Genomic DNA, 20639 nt, shown 5'->3' with positions numbered 1-20639 from the left:
GCACCGCGAGCCATGACGTCTCGTAACCGAAGGGCGGGCTCCGTCACGACCGCGCCGCCGGCACCCCGGAGACCCGGCCCTGTCGGTGGGGGCGCGGGCCGGGGTGCCGGCGGCCGGATCCGTATCGGCGAGGCCGCTACGACAGGCCGCCGCCGAAGGCGTACTGGAGGGCCAGGCTGGAGGAGGAGACGACCACCCACAGGCAGGCGCCCAGCAGCAGGGGGCGGGGGCCGGTGCGGCGCAAGGCCGTGAGGTCGGTGGACAGGCCGACGGCGGACAGCGCGACGGTGATGAGGAAGACGGACAGCTCCTTGAGGCCCGGATGCGCCGCGGCGGGGACGAGACCGGCGCTGTTCGCTGCGGCCGCCAGTAGGAAGGCCACGAGGAACCAGGGCACCAGCCCGGCCGACCGCACCGGCGCGGAGGGGGCGGAGGGCATGGAGCGGGCGCGGCGTCCGGTCAGGAGCGCCAGGCCCAGACAGACCGGGATGATCATCAGGGTGCGGGTGAGCTTGACGACCACCGCGTCGTCGACCGCGCCGGGGCCGTAGGCGGTGGCGACGGCCACCACGGACGACATGTCGTTGACCGCGGTCCCGGCGAACAGGCCGAAGACCTGGGGATCCATGCCGAAGAGGTGGCCGACCAAGGGGAAGACTACGACCGCGGCGATGTTGAAGAGGAAGATCGTCGAGATGGCGTAGGCGACCTGCGCGCTCGCGGCGCCGATGACCGGGGTGACCGCGGCGATCGCCGACGCGCCGCAGATCCCGGTGCCCGCCCCGATGAGGGTGCGCAGATCGCCGCCGACACCGAGCCGGCGTCCGATGACCCGGGCGGCGAGCAGACAGGCGGCCAGGGAGCCGAGCATGACCGGGAGGGAGCTGCCGCCCACGTGGAGCACCTGGGAGAGCGACAGTTGGGCGCCGAGCAGGGCGACCCCGATCTGGAGGACGGGTTTGCCGGCCAGGCGCAGGCCGGGCGTGAGGCGGGGGGCCGGTCTGCGGACGGCGGCGACCAGAACGCCGAGGATCACGGCGGTCACCGGACCGCCGAGGACGGGGAGCCGTTCGCCCACCGCCATGGCCACCACCGCGACGACCAGGGCCACGGCCAGCCCGGGTATCCAGGACCCGCGCACCGGCCGGGCGGCGGCCGCCGCGGCCGGGGCGGGGTCGGCCGGGGCAGGGTCGGCCGGGCCGGGGCCGCGGTCCGGGGTGGACCGGGGGCCCCGGGCGTCCGTCTCCTTCCTCACGAGTCCGACTCTCGTCCGCCGGTGTGCCCCGTGGCCGCCTGCTCCACGACGACGATCTCCCGCTTGAGGATCTTGCCGGTGGCGCCCTTGGGGAGCGCGTCGGTGAAGGTGACGATCCGCGGGTACTTGTAGGCGGCCACCCGTTCCCTGACGAAGTTCCGGATCTCTTCGGCGGTGGCCTCCGCACCGTCCCGGAGGGCCACCACGGCCGCTATCTCCTCGCCGTGGACGTCGTGCGGCACACCGACCACGGCGGCCTCGGCGACGGCCGGGTGCTCGTAGAGGACCTCCTCGATCTCGCGCGGGTAGACGTTGTAGCCACCGCGGATGACGAGGTCCTTCTTGCGGTCGACGATGAAGTAGTAGCCGTCCTCGTCGACGCGGGCGAGGTCGCCGGTGTGGAACCAGCCATCGCGGACAGCCTCCGCGGTCGCCTCGGGGCGGTTGCGGTAGCCCTTCATCACGTTCTCGCCGCGGATCGCGATCTCCCCCACCTCGCCGGGGCCCACGTCGGTGCCGTCGTCCGCGACGAGCCGGGCCTCGACCCCGCGGATGGGCACCCCGATCGAGTCGGCCTTGCGGGGACGGTCCGGGGGGTTGAACACGGCGACCGGCGAGGTCTCCGACAGCCCGTAGCCCTCCAGCACCGTGACGCCGAGTTCCCGTTCGAAGCCGTGCAGCACCTCCACCGGCAGGGAGGCGCCGCCGGACACGGCGAGGCGCAGCCGGGACAGGTCGTGGTCCCCGGGCACCCCGGCGTTGAGCAGGGCCGTGTACATGGTGGGGACGCCGAGGAAGACGGTGACCCGGTCCCGGTGCAGGATCCGCAGCGCCGCGGCCGGCTCGAACCGCGGCAGCAGGGTCAAGGTGGCGCCGGCGACGACGGCGGCGTTGAGGGCGCAGGTCTGCCCGAAGGCGTGGAACAGCGGCAGGCCGCCGAACAGGACGTCGTCCGGCCCGATCCGGATCAGCGTCTCCACCGTCGTGACCGCGTTGGACGACAGGTTGCGGTGGGTCAGTTCGGCGCCCTTCGGGGTGCCCGTCGTCCCGGAGGTGTAGAGGATGACGGCGGTGTCGCCGTCGGCCCGCTCGACGACCTCGGCCAGTGGCTGGGCCGCCCGGGTCAGGGCGTCGAACTCCGCGTCGGTCACCAGGCATTCCACGCCGGTCTCGGCGGCGGCCTTCGTCACCTCCGCCGCGAAGAGGGGGGCGGTCAGCACGATCCGGGAGCCGGAGTCCGCCAGGGTGTGGGCCACTTCGCGGGACTTGAGCAGCGGGTTCATCGGGACGACGACGCCGCCGGCCCGCAGGATGCCGTAGTAGGTGACCGGGAAGAGGGTGACGTTGGGCATGACCAGCGCGACGCGATCGCCGGGCCGGACGCCCCGCTCCCGCAGGAGGGCGGCGACGCGCGCGGCGGCGTCGTCCAGTTGGGCGTAGGTGAGGACGGTGTCGTCCTGGCGTACGGCGATGCGGTCGCCGTGGGCTCCGGCCGATTCCGCCAGGGCTGCCGCAAGGTTGTTCATTCGTCGTCCGTTCCGTCGGGGCCTGAGGGGTGGGTGTGGGGACGGCAGGAGCCGCCGGTGTCGCCGGTGCCGGGGATCGTGACCACGTCGCGGGGGGTGATTCCGCCGCGGCCGGAGCCGTCCTCGGCGTGCGGGAGGTCGCCCCAGAAGTGCGGGGGGAGGTCGCGTCCCTGGCGCAGGGTCAGCCAGAGCCGCAGCAGGTGGCGCTTGCGTTCGGGCTCGGCGAAGTCCTCGTACTCCGTGCGGGAGTGCAGGACCGCATAGTTGTTGACCAGCAGCAGGTCACCGGGCTCGAAGTCGAGGTCCAGGCGGTGCCGGGGGGAGCGTGCCGCCTCGTCGACGAGGTCGAACAGCTCCAGGTCGGCCCGATCCAGTCGCGGGACCCCGGACAGGCGCTGGGCGGACTCCAGGTAGGGGCGGTGGTAGCGCATGCTGAGCTTTCCCCCGTGCCAGGTGGCGAGGGGGGCCGCGTGGTAGGGGCGCTCGCCGGGGGCGTGTTCACCCCGGCGATCGAGGTAGTGGGTGCGGTACAGCCGCTCGACGAGGTCGGGGCGGCGCGCCAGGACGGCGTTGTGGACCGCGCCGGCACTGACGAGCGAGGTGCGCGCGCTGGCGCGGGGCGGAGTCAGGCACAGGAGCCCGAGCACGTCGGACCCGTCGGTGTGGAAGGGCAGCGCCGCTCTCGTCTGGTAGCCGCGCGCGGACGGGTCTGCCAGGGTGCGTCCGGTGTCGCGGACGTGCCCGAGCATGTGGCCGGCCGCGTTCTGCGACACCGGGACGCCCAAGTGCTGCCCCAGCCCCCAGAACAGCGTGCTCGCCGCCGCCCGGCTGTACCGCTCGACGGGGATGCGTCTGACCAGGACGAACCCCCGGCCGTTCTCCAGCACGTCGACGACGCGTTCCAGCACACCGGCCAGGGTCGGCAGCGGAAAGTCGGCGGAGCCCACCTTCAGCAGCGGGACACCGCGCTCGCGAACCGTGCGCAGGGCGGACTCGAGCTCGTCGATCTGCTCGGGCGACAGCCGCAGGACCCACTCCTCACGGTCGGCCAGGTCCGCCCCGCTCCACACGGCCGGTCCCGTGCAGGGCCGGCGCAGCACCTCGATCACGTTCGTGTGCACCGCGGACACACTTCTCCCCTTCGAGCGTCTGATGGATTTCGACGGAGCGATACGGATGTCCTTGCGTCCCCCGCTGTCTCGGCGCCGGATTCCGGGGGATTCACTCCATCGCGAGTGGTGCCACAGTAGGGCAGCCCGTATCGCGTCGCTTGACGTGGCGTGACGTCTGACTTATCAATCAGGGACACACGCCAGGGAGCGCGCCCATGATGAAGCCCCTCGTCCGCAACGCCGCCCTGAGCGGTTACGTGGAGCTGAGCCAGTCGCTCGGCATCGACCCGCGAGCCCTGATGAAGCGGGTCGGCCTGGACCCCGCCGGTCTCGCGGTCCAGGACCGGTGGATCTCCGGCCTGGCCGTGATCCAGCTGCTCGAGCTGTCGGCGGCGGCCGCCCGCCGCGAGGACTTCGGCCTGCTCCTCGCCGAGCGGCGCCGCTTCTCCAGCCTGGGGCCCATCAGCCTGGTCGTTCGCGAGGAACCGGACCTCCGCAGCGCGCTGGAACTCCTCGTCCGGCACGAGCACATGTACAACGAGCTGCTGCACAGCAGGCTGTCCGAGGTGAACGGCCTGGCCACGCTCAAGGTGAGCCTGGAGCCGACGGAGACGGCGACGACCCGCCAGGCCGTGGAGCTGGCCGTGGGTGCCTTCCATCAGGTGCTGCGCACGTTCCTCGGCGCGCGCTGGCAGGCACTGTCCGTGTGCCTCACGCACGGCGCGCCCAAGGATCCCGAGAGCCACCAGCGCCTCTTCGGTCCCGTCGTGGAATTCGACAGCGAGTTCGACGGGATCGTCTTCTACGCCAGCGACCTCCACACCCCCAACCCCATGGGGGACCCGATGCTGCGGACCTACGCGCGGCAGTTCTTCGACGCGATCGCGACCTCGCGGGACACGACGGTGCTGGACCGGGTGCGGGACCTGATCGAGGTCCTGCTGCCGACCGGCCGGTGTTCCATCGAACAGGTCGCGGGAAGCTTGGGCGTCGACCGTCGGACCGTGCACCGGCACCTGGCGGCGTCGGGCGAGACCTTCTCCTCCGTCCTCAACGCGACGCGCACACATCTGGCGGAACAGCTCGTGCCCAACCCGAGGCGCTCGCTGACGGAGATCTCCGGCCTGCTCGGGTTCTCCGCGCCGAGCGCCTTCTCACGCTGGTTCCGCGAGCAGTTCGGCTGCAGCGCGCGGGAGTGGCGCGCCCGGCGCGCCGAACGGACGGGGCCGGAGGGACGGTGACCCCGGAGGGGCTTGCGGGCACGGAGATCCGTCGGCTCCCGGACCGATGAGCCGTCGGCTCTGACATGGGCCGTTGTCGGCCGCCTCGCTTTCGGCCACTACGGCCTGCGGCTGCCCACCGCCTGCCAACGCCGGCCGGGGTCTGCCGGGAACGATGCCTACCGGCAGACCCCGGCATGCGGTCGGACCACGTCAACACCCTTACCGACGCCGAACCCTGACAGCCGGCTGGACCACGCCTCGACATCACCCGGGACTCCACACCACCCCGGCCATAACCGTACGAGACCAGCACCGTGTCAGAGTGCCGCGAAGCGGCCGGCAGGAGTTCGTGCGCCAGGGCCGTCGCCCGTGCCATCAGCCACCTGGCTCCTCTCCCGACCGAGGGCCTTCAGTACGTCAGCCGTACCACCGCCCTCACTCGAGCGGCAGGTGCTGCGGACGGTGGCCTGCCCGCTGCGGCGCGATCATCCGCGGACGAGCAGGTCGTCCTCGGCCGGGTGAGGCAGCCGGGAGACACTGGACGCCAGTGGGAGAAGTCAGCGTCACATTCACCCGCGACGCCTCCGGCCGGTGGCGCCTTCCCGCACGCCGGCACCGCATCCGCCCCGACCCCTCCCCCGCGACCGCGTCTCAGAACTGCGGGACGAGCCAGAGAGCGGCGAAGTACAGCACGACCGTCGCCGCCAGGATCAGGAAGACGGCGACGGCAGCACGGCGACCAGGGCTCACACGTCTCTTCCGCCCGTGGCCCCTGTGCCGGTCGACGAGGCGGTCCACCAGCTCGGCGTCGAGGATGTTGCCTTCGACGAAGTTCAGTTGGGGGTCGAGGAACGCCTCCCCCAGGTTCTCGACATGCCCCGCGTACGGCAGGGCATCCAGAACGGTGACTTAGGTGATGTCCGCGCTGCAGAAGACGTTTGTGCTGTCGCACGTCTCGGGCAGTTCGACGAACAGGTCCCCCATCCAGCGGCGGTCTTGAGGTAGAGCCGGTGCCGTGGAACCTTAACCGGTTCGGGTCGTCCTTGCTCTTGGCCACCTGGATGCACAGCAGGTTGCCGTGGGCGTCCGCGTGCTCTTGAAGAACGCAGTGGGCGTGGTGCGTCGTTCCCGACTCGGGCAGGCACCGACCGCTACTCATGCTCGGACAAGCGGATCTCGCTACTCCGAGGCGTCTGCCAGGTCGACGGAGGGCTCTTGTCCACGCTGGAAGCCACGGCCGAAGTGTTGGCCGGAGCTGCCGACGGGCAGGAGGTCCGGGCGTTTGGCCACGCGACCGTCTCCGGAGGAACGCCCACGCGCGCGCCTGCCGATCCACGGACCCAGGAATCCGGCGACCCAGCGCACCTCGGCTGAGGCGGCACGCAAGAATCGTGCCCGACCAACAGGCAGGACGGGCAACGGGTGCGTCCAGGAGTCGTCAGTGTCCGGCACGTTGAGCGAGTGAGCGAGCGCCGCCGCGATCCGCTGGTGGCCGAGTGGGCTCGAGTGGAGGCGGTCCTGACTCCACAGGCGTGGATCCGTGGCCACCGGATACAGGGTGACGTCGGCGACGACGACACCATGCCGGTGCGCCGCCGCGCGAACACGGTGGTTCAGCGCCTCAAGACGCGGCCGGAGCGGACGGGCCAGTGGAGTGACCCGCGCGATGTCGGGAAAGGTGAGCGTCGCCACGCGCGCCCCCTGGCCGGTGAGCGCGGCGAACATCGCCTCCAGATGCGCGGCCACCTCATCCGGATCAAAGCGGGGGCGCAGCATGTCGTTGACTCCGGCCACGACCGTCGCGAAGTCCGGCCGCAGCGCGAGCGCCGCGGGCAACTGCTCCGCGTGGACCTGCCCGGCCAGACGGCCCCGTACAGCGAGATTGGCGTACCGGAGCTGCGGGTTGTGCCGAGCCAGGTGCTCGGCGAGCCGGTCGGCCCACCCGCGCAGGCCTGTCACATCGTCGCCGTCGCCGACCCCTTCGGTGTGACTGTCACCCAGGGCCACGAAGCGCAGATAGCGGGTCTCAGTGCCTGACATGAGCGGCTGGCTCCTTATTGCGATCACCGGAAGAGCCACCACTCTAGTCAATTTTTTGAATAATAGTCTTGGCGCGTTGGTCGAGCCTGCGCAACGCCATGTCACCCCACTGGAGGTTCTCCCGCTCGAACGACATCCCGCGCAGCAGAGTGAGGTACGGGCCGATACGCTCGGCCTCGGCGAAGTACGCCTCCTCTGAGCGGCCGCCCAGCAGTCGTTGCCGGATTCTCTCGTAGCGGGCCAACTTGGCCGTGGCCCATTCCATGCGTTCGAGGACTGCGGCGCGCACTGCCTCGACGTCGCCGGCGTCCGCGCACTGCACCTTGACCAGCAGCTCGTCCCTGATGACCGCGGGCCGACCCGGCGGCTCGGCCGTGTATGCACACACCGCTTCCCGCCCAGCCTCCGTCAGGGAAAACAGCCGTTTGTTGGGACGACGCCGCTGCTCAACGAGGCGAGCCGTGACCAACCCCTCGGCCTCCATACGCTCCAGCTCCCGATAGAGCTGCTGAGGCGTCGCCGTCCAGAAGTTCGCGACCGTCGCGTCGAAGCCTTTTGCGAGGTCGTAACCGGACGCCTCGCCCTCCAGCAGCGCGGCCATCACCGCGTTCCGCAATGCCATAGGAGCAAGGTACGGCCCAGCGAGTGTTCCTTGATGAGCCCTCCCGAGCACCGCACCCTCGACAAGCCACCGGAGTCGCCTCCACCCACCTCTACACCTATTCAACTTGTTGAGTACAGGGGTCGATCATGCACCCCTTCCGCAAGGCCGTTGAGAACGGTGACCTGGACGTTGTGGCCGCCCTTCTGGCCGACGACGTCGTCTTCAGCACCGTCGCCTTCAAGCCGTATCCGGATCCGGGCAAGGCGATCACCACCGCGATCCTGCGCGCTGTGACACAGGTTTTCGAGAACTTCAGAGCGTCGCCGGAAGAAGCTCCAGGGCTGCGACTCCTACACCTCGACGAGGCCGGCAAGATCGACGACTTCAGGGGGATGGTTCTACGCCGTCGACTGGACCCTAGAGTCACCGCCTCACCCTCGCCAGGCACGGCGCCTTGGTCAGGACCTCTCAGAGGTCTGCAGCCGGCGCTTCAGTGCTCGAAGACCGCCGTCGCCACCGGCACCGTCAGCAGCAGGCTGAGTCCGACCAGAGGGAGGCGGTCCAGCCACAGGACGGCGGCGAACTCGCGCAGCGTCGCGGCCAGCCAGTAGGCGGGGGAGGTCGGCGCGCCCACGACGTGCACCGACACGCCGACGCGGCGGGCCAACAGGGTCGTGCGGTAGACGTGGAAGCCGCTGGTGACCACCGTGGCACGGTGGCCCGGAGCGGTGCCGTCCACGAGGGCCGCACTGAAACGGAGGTTCTGCCCGGTGTTGACCGAGCGGTCCTCCCGAACGATCTGGTCGGCGGGCACTCCGCGCCCGCGCAGATAGTCGGCCATCGCCTCCGCCTCGGAGCGGACCTCGTCCTCTCCCTGGCCACCCGAGACGACGAACACCACACGCTGCGCGTCCGATGCGCGGGCGGCGTCGATCGCAAGGGCACGCTCCAGCCTGCGGGCCAGCAGCGGGCCGGGCCGGTCGCCGTCGAGCCCGGCGCCCAGGACGACGACATGGGAGGTATCCGGCAGGGGGGTGCTGCGGCCCCGGACGCACACGTAGCCGGCGAAGACGAGGAAGAGCAAAGTGAGGTATCCCGCGACCGCGTTCACCGCGACCAGGAGGGAACCGAACGCCTCACCGCCGACCACATGGAAGACCGCGTTGAGACCGAGCACCGCCAGCACCGCGCAGCCGGCGGCCCCGGTCGCCAGCAGGGCTGCCTGCGGTCCGTAGCGCCGGACCAGGAGGGCACCGTCGACCAGCAACAGCAGGCCCAGCACGAGCGCCAGGAGCACAGCGGCGACGGCGAGAACGGTGGCGATGGTCGGGTGGGCTGCCGCACTGCGACCGGCCACGCCGAGGCCGACAGAGGTCACCGCGAGGCAGAACAGGACGGCGGTGGAGAACCGGTGCGGTGCCCGCCAGGCGCTGAAGACGCCGCCCACGGCGAACACGACCGCGGCGAGGTACTCCGGGTACTCCGGCATGTGCCGCACCGCTCCGCTCTCCCGCCCGCCGGGCCGCTGCCCGTACCTCGCCTGCCTCTCGCCGCCCGCGGGTTCACGGACCCGGTACGGACGGCCGCCGACCATCCTCTCAGACCTGCAGTGGTGCGCCGCCTGTGCCAGGCCTGTTTGCGGCGGACGGGAAGTCGCACGTTGCCGAGGCAGGACGTACGACCCCGACCGTTCACGACGCCACGCACTGCGGGCAGCTGAGGGCCTCCTGGGTGCCGGTTGTAGATGCCGCAGTCCACACCGAACCCAGAAACCCGCAGGGCGTGGTCGCCGCCATTTCACGGCCGCCGCCCGGACCAACGCGGGGTGGCGGACATGACGTGTACGGGACGTGGTCCGGCTGGGTGTACGCGGCGTTCGTCCTGGACGTGAACTCACGGCCTCCGGGAACCGGGGAACCCCCGGTGGCCTGCCCCTCGCAGCGACGGATCCCAGGTGACGGGTCCGCTCGGACCACCTCTCAGTGGCCCGCGTTCAACTCGGAGAGCTCTCCGGCGGACAGCGGCAACGCGCCCTGATCGCCCAGGGACTCGCCCAGGAGTCGGACCTGCTCCTCCTGGACGAACCGACCACGGGCCTGGACCCCGAGGCATGGGACCGGATCGCCGTGCTGCTGACGGAGCTGGTCGCCGACGGCAAACCCGTCGTCCAGGCCACACACGACCTGGAAGCCGCCCGCTCGGCGGACGCCTGCCTCCTGCTCCGCGACGGCCAGTTGGTGGGGCAGGGTCGCCCCGAGCAACTTCTCACCGCCTCGACGCTCGCCCAGATCTGGCAACCGGCGTGAGGTGACGGCCCCGCCCATGGCCATGATGTTTCACCTGCCGCTGTCGCACGTAACTGCCGCCGCCACACATCAGGCCCGGCCCAAAGCTCTCGCACACCTACGGGCCCACGCCGATGAGAACCGACGCACCCTTCGAGCCCTCTCCCCCAGCCCCGCATGGCATGCGCTCGCGGCCACGAAAAAGTCATGCCGAGCCCTGAGGCCGGCAGCCCTCTTCCAGGACCGCGAAGAAGATGACGGGGCTCCCTGTCCTGCTGGGAGCCCCGTGCTCAAGGGATGGGTCAGCGCATGCCCTGGAGCCGCCAGATCTGGTTCTTCTTGGTGCTGAGGGTGCCGCCGGAGTCGCAGGTCCACTGGTGGACCACGGCGCGCGGCTGGGTGGAGACGCCGGAGACGTCAACGCACTTGCCGCTGTGGACGGCGACGAGTTGGTAGTCCTTGCTGTTGCCGAGCGCGGTGACGGGACGGAGGGTGAACATCTGGTTGGTGGTGCCGCTGCAGGTCCACTGGATGACGGCGGCGCCGTCGGCGGTGGAGGCGCCGGAGACGTCCAGGCACTTGCCGCTGTGCTGGTTGACCACCGTGTACGTGTCGGGGCGTCCGGCGACCGGCTTGAAGTCGAACATCTGCTGGTAGCCGCCCTCGCAGTAGTACTGCTGGTACTGCGTGCCGTCGGCGGTGGACAGGTTGGTGTCGTCCAGGCACTGCCCGCTGTTCTCGCTGACCGCGACCGTGGAGACGGTGGTGTCGGACGGCGGGAGCAGGGTGATGGTGTAGCCGTCCTGAGCGTTGCTGTAGGGGACCGTCACGGAGGCGGCGTTGTTGCTGACGGTCAGGGTGGTGTCGGAAACGGTCGTCGGGCCGGTCACGGCGGCGCCGCTGTCGTACGGAACGCGCTGGACGACGGCGCGGACCCGGCCGTTCTCCACGACCGAGGTGGTGTCGAGGCGGTTGAGGTTGACGGTGACGTTGCCGGTGTTGCCGTTGCTGCCGATCAGGATCTTGGCGTTGCGCGCGGAGTTGTCCTTCGTCGCCAGCCCGTCGGTGTTCGTACCGGCGGTGAGGTTCACGACGTTGCCGGTCTGCGAGCCGTAGTAGCGGTACATGAACCACTCACCGAGCGGCAGGTACTGGCCGGAGCTGTTCTTGGTGAGCAGGTTGGCCGCGTAGTCGTGCAGGCTGGGGCCCCCTCCCCAGTTGGCGCGCATGCCGTCGGCGCCGGCTCGCTCCAGACGGCTGATGAACCAGGCGCCGCCACCGGGGTGCTGCTGCTCGCGCCCGGCGTACTCGTTGATCTGGTAGGGGCGGGTGTTGGTCAGGCCCGCCGCGGCAAGGGTCGAGTTGGCGTTGCCGACTGCCTGGACGGGGTCGTGGGGTATGGCGTGCCAGCTGTAGATGTCAGGGGCGGCATTGTTGGCCTTGATGTGGTTCAGGTAGGTGGTCCACCAGGTGTTGGAGGAGCTGGGCGGGTTCGCCGTGCTGGGGCCGACGATGAGCTGTCCGGGGAGGTCGGCCCGCACGGCGGCGTGGAACCGCGACCACATCTGCAGGTACTGGCTCTGGGGCCGATCCCAGAAGCCGCTGAGGTCCGGCTCGTTCCAGAGGTCCCACTCCACCGTCATGTTGTTGGCTTTGACGTCGGAGATGAGCTGCTTGACGAAATTGTCGAACTGCGTCCAGTTGCCGTTGTCGCCGGGGAAGGGCTGGCTGGTGGTGCCGTCGGCGCCCCACAGGTCGTGCGGCAGGATGACGAACGTGCCGCCGAGCGCCTTGGTGCGCTTGTACTGGGCGAGGGTGGCGTTCCAGCGGGTCTGGTAGTCGGCGAGGCTGGTGGCGTAGCCGCCCCCGTTGAGCTGTGCGCCGCCGGCCCGCATGAAGCGCCACTTGATGTCGGTGAAGAAGTGGTCCGGCGGCTGCGACCCGTCGGCGGTCAGCCCGTAGATCATGCCGGAGGCGCGGTAACCGGGGGCACCTTTGGTGGTGGCGAAGTCGACGGTGACGCTCGTGTCCGCGGCCTGCGACGGGCCGGCCGGCACCAGGGTCGTGGCCAGGGCGGCCAGGAGGACGGCCACGGACGAGGTCGCTCGGCGTCCGGTGCGGGATGCGAATTCGGGACGTGTCCATCGAGATTTCATACTGCGGCTCCTTGGTGAGTGGGGGGGGACGGCCCGGATCGGAACGCCCCCGGGGGTGTGGGGAGACAGCCGGTCAGTGGTTCTCTCGGTGTGCGTGAGCCTCGGCGAGGAGGGGGTTGGGGGCCCGGCTGTGGCCGGCCGGGACCCCCTGGGGGACGGAGGGCGTGGGTCAGCCCATGCCCTGGAGTCGCCAGATCTGGTTCCTCTTGTTGGTCATCGCGCTCTCCGGGTCGCAGGTCCACTGGTGGATCTTGGCTCCGGCGGCGGTCGAGATCTGGCTGACGTCGACGCACTTGCCGCTGTGGACGGCGGCCAGCTGGTAGTCCTTGCTGTTGCCCAGTGCGGTGACGGGCTTCAGGGTGAACATCTGGTTCGTGGAGCCGTTGCAGGTGTACTGGATGACGGCGGCGCCGTCGGCGGTGGAGGCGCCTGAGACGTCCAGGCACTTGCCGCTGTGCTCATTCACGATGGTGTAGGTGTTCGTCCGTCCGGCGACCGGCTTGAAGTCGAGCATCTGCTGGTAGCCGCCCTCGCAGTAGAACTGCTGGTACTGCGTGCCGTTGGCGGTGGACAGGTTGGTGTCGTCCAGGCACTGGCCGCTGTGCTGAGCGACGGCGACCGTGGAGACGGTGGTGTTCGACGGCGGGAGCAGGGTGACCGTGTAGCCGTCGACGGCGCTCGTCCACGGCACGCTCACCGACGCCGAGTCGCCGCTGACGGTCAGGGTCTGGTCGGAGACGGTGACCGGACCCGTCACCGCGCCGCCGTTGTTGTTCGGTATGCGCTGGACGATCGCGCGGACCCGGCCGCTCTCCACCAGGGAGGTGGTGTCGAGGCGGTTGAGGGCGACGGTGACGTTGCCGGTGTTGCCGTTGCTGCCCAGCAGGATCTTGGCGTTGCGGGCCGTGTTGTCCTTGGTGGCCAGGGCGTCGGTGTTCGTCCCGGCCGTCACCTTCACGACGTTCCCGGTCTGCGAGCCGTAGTAGCGGTAGAGGAACCACTCGCCCAGCGGCAGGTACTGGCCGGCGCTGTTCTTGGTGAGCAGCTTCGCCAGGAAGTCGTGCAGGTTGTTCGCGGACGCCCAGTTGGCGCGCAGGCCGTCGGCCCCGGCCCGCTCGAGGCGGGAGATGTACCAGCCGCCCCGGCCCGGGTTCTGCTCGGTGGGGCTCTCGTACTCGTTGACCTGGAACGGACGGCTCGTCGTCATCGACCGTGCGGCGAGCTTGGCCCGGACCGCCGCCGCGTCCGCGACCGGGTCACCGGGGAGGTTGTGCCAGCTGTAGATGTCCGGTTCGACGTTGTTGGCCTTGACGTAGTCCAGGTACGTGTCCCACCAGGCCGAGCCGTTCGACCCCGGCTTGAAGGCGCTGCTGGGGCCGACGACGACCGCGTTCGGGAAGACCGCGCGGATCCTCTGGTAGGCACGCTTCCACATCTCCAGGTACTGGGCCTGGGACCGGTCCCAGAAGGGGTGCCAGTCGGGCTCGTTCCAGATGTCCCACTGGATGTCGCTCATGCCGGCCGCCTGTGCGTCGGCGAGCAGACGGTCGTAGAAGGCGTCGAAGCGGGACCAGTCGCCGTTGTCACCGGGGTAGGTGGGGTCGGTGGTGCCGTCGGCGCCCCACAGGTCGTGAGGCAGGATGACGAAGGTTCCGCCCAACGCCTTGGTGCGCTTGTACTGGGCCAGGGTGGAGTTCCAGCGGCGGTCGTACTTGCCGGCGACCCAGCCGCCCGGGTTGTCGAGCTGGGCGCCGCCGGCCCGCATGAACTTCCACTTGATGTCCTTGTAGAAGTGCTCCTGGGGCAGCGAACCGTTCTCGGACATCCCGTAGATCGTGCCCGAGGCACGGTAGGTGGGGGCACCCCCGGCGGTGGCGAAGTCCACGGCCACGGTCGTGTCGGCGGCCTGCGCCGAGGTACCGGGAAGGGCTACGGCCGCGACCGACGCCAGCAGGGCTGCGAGCGCGGTGGCCGTGCGCGGGTGGGAACCGGTCCGGACGAGTCTGCTCGCGTGTCCGGATCGGGGAAGGGAGCGAGGTACGTGGTGCATGGCGGGTCTCCCGGGGAGGGGTGGGTGCTGCCTGGGCGGAGGAGGGGTGCCCAGGGGGTCGTTCAGCCGCCGGTGTGCGCGGCCGGTGCGGGCGCGGTGTGCCGGAGTGTGTGGGCTTCGGCGAGGAGGAGGTAGGCGGCGGCGGTCCAGGTGTAGGCGCGGTCGCGCAGGCCCGTTCCGGTGAGGGCGTCGAAGTTCTCGGCGAAGCCGTGGGTTTCGCACAGGGCGCGGAAGCGGGCGCTGATCTCGTCCGCGAGGCGGTGGTGGCCGGCGCGGCGCAGGCCGTCCTCGATGAGGACGGTGGCGGGGGCCCAGATCGGGCCGCGCCAGTAGCCGTCGGAGAGATAGTAGGGTGAGGTGGGCAGTTCGGTGGCCAGGCCGTACGAGGTCAGGTGGCTCTCGATCCGGGCTGCCAGGGTCTTGCCGATGTGCTCGGGCAGGTGCTCGCCCAAAGCCATCGGCATCAGGTCCAGCAGGCTGGAGGTGGTCCAGGTCGCAGCGGTGTCGACGCCGCGGGCCACGAACCGCTCCCCCGTCCACAGCTCGTCGAGCATCGCGGTCTGGGTCGCGTCGGCGGTACGGGTCCAGTGGCGGGCCTCGTCGGCAAGACCCAGTTCGGTGGCCAGGACGGCCAGTTCGCGCAGCTGGAGGGTGAGGAAGGCGGCCAGGTCGGCGGTGACGATCACGCGCTCGGTGTCGAATGTCGTGGCGTTGTCCCAGCCGCTGTCGTTGCCGTGCTGGTAGTGGGGCAGGGCGGCGCCGGGCGCGCGGCGGGCGGTGAGCCAGAAGTCCGTCCACCGCGCCAACCTGCGGTAGATCTCGGCCAGTTCGGTCCTGGTGAGGGGCTCAGGGAGTCGTCTGCGCAGGTGGGACAGGGTCCAGCCGTGGATGGGCGGCTTGACGAAGTTGTAGAGGACCTCGGAGTGGGTCACCGAGTCGGGCAGGGCACCGGTGACGTCCTGGTGGTCGAAGGGCAGGGAGAACTGGTCCCAGGCCAGGGCGGGGGCGCCGGGCGCCAGGGCCAGGGCGTTGAAGCAGTGGTCCCAGCTCCACACCTTGTCCATCCAGTGTTTGGACATCAGCACCGCGGGCCGGGTGACCAGCCCCGCCGGACGGACCGTCGCCGACCACACCACGTACGCGGCGAGTTCAGCGGCGGGCGTGGCGGACGAGCGCCAGGGGGCCACCGCGTCGACGAACGCGGCGAAGGCGTGCTCCGCGCTCGCCACGACGGCGTCGAACGTCTCCGAGGACGTGCAGGGCAGGCGTGCGCTGTCCAGTTCCTCGATCGCCGCTTCCCAGACTCCGCCCAGGTCCACGGTGACGGTGACGCCTCGTGCACTGGTGCCGAGGGCCTGACCGCCGGACACCTCGGCGACGGAACCCGACAGCACGGTGACCCGGTAACGGCGCCCCGTCTCGTACGAGGTGAACACGTACGCCCCGTCCACCGGGTCGCGGTAGAAGTAGGTGCCCGTGAAGGGGGTCAGGGTGTCCGCCGCCGCGGTGATGCGCAGGCCGAGTCCTTCACCGCGCAGGCGGACGGTGTCCGGTGAGGCGTAGGCGAGACGGACGCGCCCTTGCTCACCGGTCCAGCTGAGCAGGCCCGCGGTCGCCTCGACGCGGGTCCCCGCACGCTCGCCCGTCGTCGCGTCGAGAGGCGTGAAGCGCAGGACCGCGTGCATGCCGTTCTGGTGCGAGACGAGATGGAGGTCCTCGGCCCGGGTCTTCTCCGCGAGCACGGGAGAGATGCCGAACCAGGAGCCGTGCGTGCTGAACGGGATGTCATGGATGGAGAAGGCCGGGCCGGATCGGGCGGCGGTCATGTGGTGTGACTCGTTTCTTCAGCAGGGGTGACCGACGGGGATCGTGCGGTGGTCAGTCCTTGACGGCTCCGGCCGTCACGCCGGCGGCGACATAGCGCTGGGCGAGGACGAGGATCACCGTGGCGGGCAGCGAGGCCACGACGGCGGTGGCCATGATGGCGTTCCACTCCTGGTTGTTGTTGCCGATGTAGTGGTAGATGCCGAGGGTGATCGGCTCGTGGGCGCCGCCGTTGGCGAGGGTGCTGGCGAAGACGAAGTCGGACCACGACCACAGGAACGCGAACAGCGACACGGTGACGACCGAGTTGCGGCTCATCGGCAGCACCACGGACCGGAAGGTACGCAGCGGGCCGGCGCCGTCCATCTGCGCGGCCTGGAGCAGTTCGCCGGGGATGCCGGACATGAACGCGGTGAAGATCAGTACCGCGAAGGGGACGGCGAGAGTGGAGTCCGCGACGATCAGTCCGGGAACGGACTGGAGCAGGCCGAGCTGGAGGTAGATGGCGTAGAAGCCCATCGCCATGATGATGCCGGGGATCATCTGGGCCACCAGGAAGAGGAAGCTGAGGACTCCCCCGCCGCGGGGGCGGAGTTTCGCCAGCGCGTATCCGGCGGGCGCCGCCAGCGCCACGGTCAGCACGACCGTGCCGAGACCCACGACGAGGCTGGTGCCCAGGTAGGGCAACTGCTGGTCGAACACGGCGCGATAGCCGGCCAGCGTGCCGTCCACGGGGAACAGGTCGGGCGGGGACTTGCGCATGTCCTGGTCGCGAGTGAAGGACACATTGAGCATCCAGTAGACCGGGAAGAGCATGACGGCCGTGAGTACCAGGCCGAGGGCGGTCTTCCACCCCGTGGCGCGGAACCGGCGCGGCAGGTCGTTCATGCCGATGCCTGCTTTCTCTGGACCCTCAGGTACACCAGGCCGAAGACCAGGGCGGCGACCACGAGCAGGTTGCCGACGGCCGCGCCGGGGCCGAAGGCGGGCAGGAGGTTGCCGAAGCCGAGCTGGTAGGACCAGGTGGCGAAGGTGGTGGACGAGTCGGCCGGGCCGCCCTTGGTCATGATCCAGATGATGTCGAAGACCTTGAGCGTGTAGACGAGACCCAGCAGCAGGGTGATCGCGGACACGGGACGCAGCAGCGGGAAGGTGATGCTCCAGAAGCGTCGCCAGGCGCTCGCGCCGTCGAGGGCCGCCGCCTCGTACAGTGAGCCAGGTATCGACTGGAGGCCGCTGTAGAGCACGACCAGGTTGAACGGGACGCCGATCCAGATGTTCGCGATGATCACCGAGGTGAGCGACCAGTCCGGTGAGGTCAGCCAGTTCACCGGTCCCAGGCCGAGGGCGTTCAGGGCGGCGTTGACCATGCCGGAGTCGCTGTTGAGCATCCACGACCAGGTGGACGCCGACACGATCAGCGGCAGCAGCCACGGCACCAGGAACAGCGCCCGCAGGGTCGCGGAGAGCTTGAAGTGCTGGTTGAAGAAGACCGCGAGGGCCAGGCCGATGGCGTACTGGAAGAAGAGGCACACGGCGGTGAACACCACGGTGTGGGTCAGGGCCGGGCCGAAGGTCGGGGCGTCGAAGACCGTCCGGTAGTTCGCGAGGCCGGTGAACGGAGCGTCGCCCTGCACGAAGGAGCGGACGGTGTAGTTGCGCAGGCTCAGGTCGAGGTTGCGGTAGAGCGGATAGGCGTAGAAGAGGACGAGGTAGAGGGTCACCGGGGCGAGGAAGGCCCAGGCGGCCCACTGCTGGGAGGTGGGGCGGCGGCGCCGGGGGCGGGTGGGGGCCGGGGGCGGGGCGGCGATGGCCGCCGCCCCGTTCCGGTCACGCACCGGCCGGGGGTCCGCCAGTTGTGTCGTGCGCTTCATCAAAGGCCCTGGGTCGCGGTTGCCTGACGGTTTACTTGACGGCTTCCTGTGCCGCGGTGAGCGCGTCCTTGGGCGACTTGGAGCCGCTGAGGGCGGACTGGACGGCCTTCCACAACTGCTCGGAGATCTTCGGGTACTTGGTGCCCAGGTCGTCACTGGTGCGGCCCTTGGCGGCCTTGACCGCCTCCACCCAGGGCTTGAGGTCGGGGTCGGCCGCCACCTGCTTGTCCTGGACCTCGGCGGTGGGGGCGACGTAGGACAGGGTGGTGTCGGTGTCGTACAGGTTCTGGGTGCTGGTCAGGCAAGTCGCCAGCTTCTGGGCGGTGGCGTAGCGGCCGGTGTCGCTCTGGACGGGGAGGGTGACGAACTCGCCGCCGGTCGGGGCCGCGGCGTTGCCTCCGTCGGCGCCGGGGATGGGCAGGACGCCGTAGTCGAAGCCGGCCTTCTTCGCGTTGGCGAGTTGCCAGGTGCCGTTCTCGGCGAAGGCGTAGTCACCGCCGGCGAACTCCTGCCAGCTGGTCGTCTGGGTGTTGTTGATGACCGAGTTGGGCGCGTACCCCTTCTTCAGCCAGTCGGTCCAGAGCTCCAGCGCGGATGCGGCCTCGGCCGAGTCGAGTTCGGTCAGCTTCGCACCCGATCCCCAGAACCACGGCAGGAACTGGAAGCTGCCTTCCTCCGTGCCGATCGCCGAGAAGGTGATGCCCTTCTTGCCGGCCTTCTCGACCTTCGCGAGGGCCGCCGTCAGCGACTTCCAGTCCTTGACCGAGGCGACGTCGACCCCGGCGTCCTTCAGGACCTTCTTGTTGTAGTAGAGCGCCAGGGTGTTGGCGCCGATGGGCGTGCCGTACGTCTTGCCGCCCGACTGGCCGGCCGCGAGGAGGTTGGGGTCCACCTTCGAGGTGTCCAGCTTGTTCTCGTCGGTGCTGGTGAGCACGCCCGCCTCGGCCAGCGTCGACACCACCGGGTTGTCGACGATGAGGATGTCGGCGGAGTTGTCCTGCTGCGCCGCCAGCAGGGCCTTGTTCGACAGGTCGCTGGTGTCGAAGGCGGTCCGCTTGATCTTCACGCCGGCCTTGGTGCCGCAGTCGTCCAGCAGCTTCGCCCAGGCCGAGGTCTTGTCGAACTGCGGGTACGGGTCCCAAATCGTGTACGTGCCGCTGTCCGCGCCCTTGGCGTCGGCGCTGCCCGAGCCGGAGCCGCAGGCGGTGGCCCCGGCGGTCACGGTCAGGACGGTCAGGGCTGCGGCGGTCAGACGGCGGTGTCTGGAGAAGCGGTTCATTGAGGGTTCCCTTGTTCTGGACATGCGGGTGCCGAGGGCGCGGGGTGGGGAGGGCAGGCGGGCACGGAGAACGGCGCCGCCGAGCAGTTCGGGCGCGGTGGTGAGGGGTGGTGTGCGTGGAGGGGTCAGAGGGTGGTGGCGGGCCCGGCGCCCGCGGTGGGCGTGGCGTGCGCGGGCCCCGTACTCGCCCGCAGGGAGATCGGCGGTGCGAGGAGATGGTGCCGGGGCGGTGCGTCGGGATGGTCGAGCCGCTCCACCAGCAGTTCGACGGCGCGGCGGCCCATCTCCTCCGCGGGTACATCGGCCGCGGTGAGCTGCGGAGTCACCGTCTCCGCCCAGCGGCTGGCCACGACCCCGGTGACGGAGAAGTCGCGCGGCACATGACGGCCCGCCTGGGCGAGCCCCCGGTAGAGGCCACCGAGCGCGGCCTCGTTCAGTGTGACCAGGGCCGTGGTGGCCGGATCGTCGTGCAGGATCCGCTCCAGGCATGCCTGGCCGGACGCGGCGTCGTCGCCACAGCAGTAGGTCCGCACGGTCAGCCCGCGCTCGGCCGCGGCCTTGGTGAAGCCGTCCAGGCCGCGGTGGGCGGACTCGTAGCCGGCCCGCAGAAGCTGTTCGGGCCGGTTCACGAGCGCGATCCGGCTGTGGCCGAGGTCCGCCAGGTGGTGGACGCACGCCGCCGCGAGTGCGGTGTGGTCCAGGCCGACCCACCAGCCACTCTCCGGATGGGCGGTGCGGCCGATGGCAACCGAGGGGAAGTCCAGGGCGGCCAGGTGGTCGACCCGGTCGTCCTCCAGCCTGATCTCCATCAGGATCGCGCCGTCGACCCGCCGCTCGCCCAGGAGCCGCTGGAACGAGCGGTCGCTGTCCACGCCGCTCGGGGACAGCAGTACGTCGTAGTCCTGGGCCGCGGCTGCCTCCACCACGCTGCCGATGAAGTCCAGCTGCATCCCGGTGTAGTGGTTCCCGGCCGGCGGGAAGACCAGGCCGATGGTGCTGGTCCGGCCGTTGGCCAGGGCGCGGGCGCTGGCGTTCGGGCGGTAGCCCAGCTCGTCGATGACCTCCTGGATCTTCCGGCGCGTGTCGTCCGACACCGGGCGTTTGCCGCTCAGCGCGTACGAGACGGTGGAGCGCGAGACACCGGCCCGCTTGGCGATCTCACCGATGTTCACGGCGACTCCTTCGTCGAACCGATTCGATGTTCCGTGCAACGGATCCTCGAAACGCGTAGATGGTGGAGGGGGCACTTCGGCACTTCGGCACTTCGGTGGCAACTCAACCGATCACCGGTCGTCGAACCGGTTCGGTGAAGCGAAGATAGAAACGACGCAGAGGGCTGTCAACGCCTGTGGCGGAACTTCTCGAAACCATCCCGTAACCCGGATGTTCTGCGGACCGGGCTCGCGTCGGA

The 20639-nt window shown here is 70.1% G+C and carries 14 protein-coding genes and 2 pseudogenes; 3 read left to right on the top strand and 13 right to left on the bottom strand.

Features of this window, described 5'->3' with window-relative positions; translation table 11 throughout:
• Positions 1–136 precede the first annotated feature (136 nt).
• Genes ACFYNL_RS05770 through ACFYNL_RS05760 form a run of 3 tightly spaced genes read right to left on the bottom strand, consistent with a single transcriptional unit; the run spans position 137 to position 3902 of the window.
• Complete coding sequence (locus ACFYNL_RS05770) at positions 137–1255, bottom strand: YeiH family protein (RefSeq protein ID WP_388796926.1); 1119 nt, start codon at positions 1253–1255, stop codon at positions 137–139.
• Positions 1252–2781 carry a long-chain fatty acid--CoA ligase gene (locus ACFYNL_RS05765; RefSeq protein WP_388796923.1) on the bottom strand — a complete coding sequence of 510 codons (1530 nt, stop codon included), beginning with the start codon at positions 2779–2781 and terminating at the stop codon, positions 1252–1254. Before ACFYNL_RS05765 ends, ACFYNL_RS05770 begins: the two co-directional genes overlap by 4 nt.
• The gene (locus tag ACFYNL_RS05760) at positions 2778–3902 is read right to left on the bottom strand and encodes a TauD/TfdA family dioxygenase (protein ID WP_388796921.1); all 1125 of its coding nucleotides are present in this window, start codon (positions 3900–3902) and stop codon (positions 2778–2780) included. Before ACFYNL_RS05760 ends, ACFYNL_RS05765 begins: the two co-directional genes overlap by 4 nt.
• Before the next feature lie 206 nt (positions 3903–4108).
• On the opposite strand from ACFYNL_RS05760, the gene ACFYNL_RS05755 reads away from it, so the two are divergent.
• Entirely contained in the window at positions 4109–5134 is a 1026-nt protein-coding gene (locus ACFYNL_RS05755; protein ID WP_388796918.1) for an AraC family transcriptional regulator, read from the top strand.
• Between the two features lie 1161 nt (positions 5135–6295).
• Here the strand turns inward: ACFYNL_RS05755 and ACFYNL_RS05750 are convergent.
• A complete protein-coding gene (locus ACFYNL_RS05750; RefSeq protein WP_388796915.1) occupies positions 6296–7156 on the bottom strand; it encodes an SGNH/GDSL hydrolase family protein in 861 nt (286 codons plus the stop codon).
• A gap of 43 nt (positions 7157–7199) precedes the next feature.
• A complete protein-coding gene (locus tag ACFYNL_RS05745) occupies positions 7200–7778 on the bottom strand; it encodes a PadR family transcriptional regulator (protein ID WP_388796912.1) in 579 nt (192 codons plus the stop codon).
• A gap of 128 nt (positions 7779–7906) precedes the next feature.
• Here ACFYNL_RS05745 and ACFYNL_RS05740 point away from each other — a divergent pair.
• Positions 7907–8158, top strand: a pseudogene (locus ACFYNL_RS05740) (nuclear transport factor 2 family protein); the annotation flags it as partial.
• Between the two features lie 92 nt (positions 8159–8250).
• Here ACFYNL_RS05740 and ACFYNL_RS05735 read toward each other — a convergent pair.
• Complete coding sequence (locus tag ACFYNL_RS05735; RefSeq protein ID WP_388796909.1) at positions 8251–9249, bottom strand: YdcF family protein; 999 nt, start codon at positions 9247–9249, stop codon at positions 8251–8253.
• A gap of 493 nt (positions 9250–9742) precedes the next feature.
• Between ACFYNL_RS05735 and ACFYNL_RS05730 the strand changes: the two are divergent.
• A pseudogene (locus ACFYNL_RS05730) lies at positions 9743–10066 on the top strand (ATP-binding cassette domain-containing protein); the annotation flags it as partial.
• 281 nt (positions 10067–10347) lie between these two features.
• On the opposite strand, the gene ACFYNL_RS05725 reads toward ACFYNL_RS05730, so the two are convergent.
• The 7 genes from ACFYNL_RS05725 to ACFYNL_RS05695 form a co-directional block, all read right to left on the bottom strand.
• Complete coding sequence (locus ACFYNL_RS05725; protein WP_388796906.1) at positions 10348–12201, bottom strand: RICIN domain-containing protein; 1854 nt, start codon at positions 12199–12201, stop codon at positions 10348–10350.
• A gap of 169 nt (positions 12202–12370) precedes the next feature.
• Entirely contained in the window at positions 12371–14251 is a 1881-nt protein-coding gene (locus ACFYNL_RS05720; RefSeq protein WP_388796903.1) for an RICIN domain-containing protein, read from the bottom strand.
• 62 nt (positions 14252–14313) lie between these two features.
• The gene (locus tag ACFYNL_RS05715; RefSeq protein WP_388796900.1) at positions 14314–16077 is read right to left on the bottom strand and encodes an amylo-alpha-1,6-glucosidase; all 1764 of its coding nucleotides are present in this window, start codon (positions 16075–16077) and stop codon (positions 14314–14316) included.
• Positions 16078–16129: 52 nt separating this feature from the next.
• The gene (locus ACFYNL_RS05710; RefSeq protein WP_388796897.1) at positions 16130–16963 is read right to left on the bottom strand and encodes a carbohydrate ABC transporter permease; all 834 of its coding nucleotides are present in this window, start codon (positions 16961–16963) and stop codon (positions 16130–16132) included.
• Positions 16960–17949, bottom strand: coding sequence for a carbohydrate ABC transporter permease (locus tag ACFYNL_RS05705; protein ID WP_388796894.1), 990 nt, complete (start codon positions 17947–17949; stop codon positions 16960–16962). The genes ACFYNL_RS05710 and ACFYNL_RS05705 overlap by 4 nt, the downstream gene beginning before the upstream one ends.
• 31 nt (positions 17950–17980) lie before the next feature.
• Positions 17981–19228, bottom strand: a complete 1248-nt coding sequence (locus tag ACFYNL_RS05700) for an extracellular solute-binding protein (protein WP_388796891.1) — start codon at positions 19226–19228, stop codon at positions 17981–17983.
• 125 nt (positions 19229–19353) lie between these two features.
• Complete coding sequence (locus ACFYNL_RS05695) at positions 19354–20400, bottom strand: LacI family DNA-binding transcriptional regulator (RefSeq protein WP_388796888.1); 1047 nt, start codon at positions 20398–20400, stop codon at positions 19354–19356.
• Positions 20401–20639: the final 239 nt, after the last annotated feature.

Origin of the sequence: Streptomyces sp. NPDC007808 (genome assembly GCF_042868655.1) — a bacterium.
Taxonomy (GTDB): Bacteria; Actinomycetota; Actinomycetes; order Streptomycetales; family Streptomycetaceae; genus Streptomyces.
Note: the sequence above shows the minus strand (reverse complement) of the source record. Positions and strands in the feature narration are given on the sequence as shown.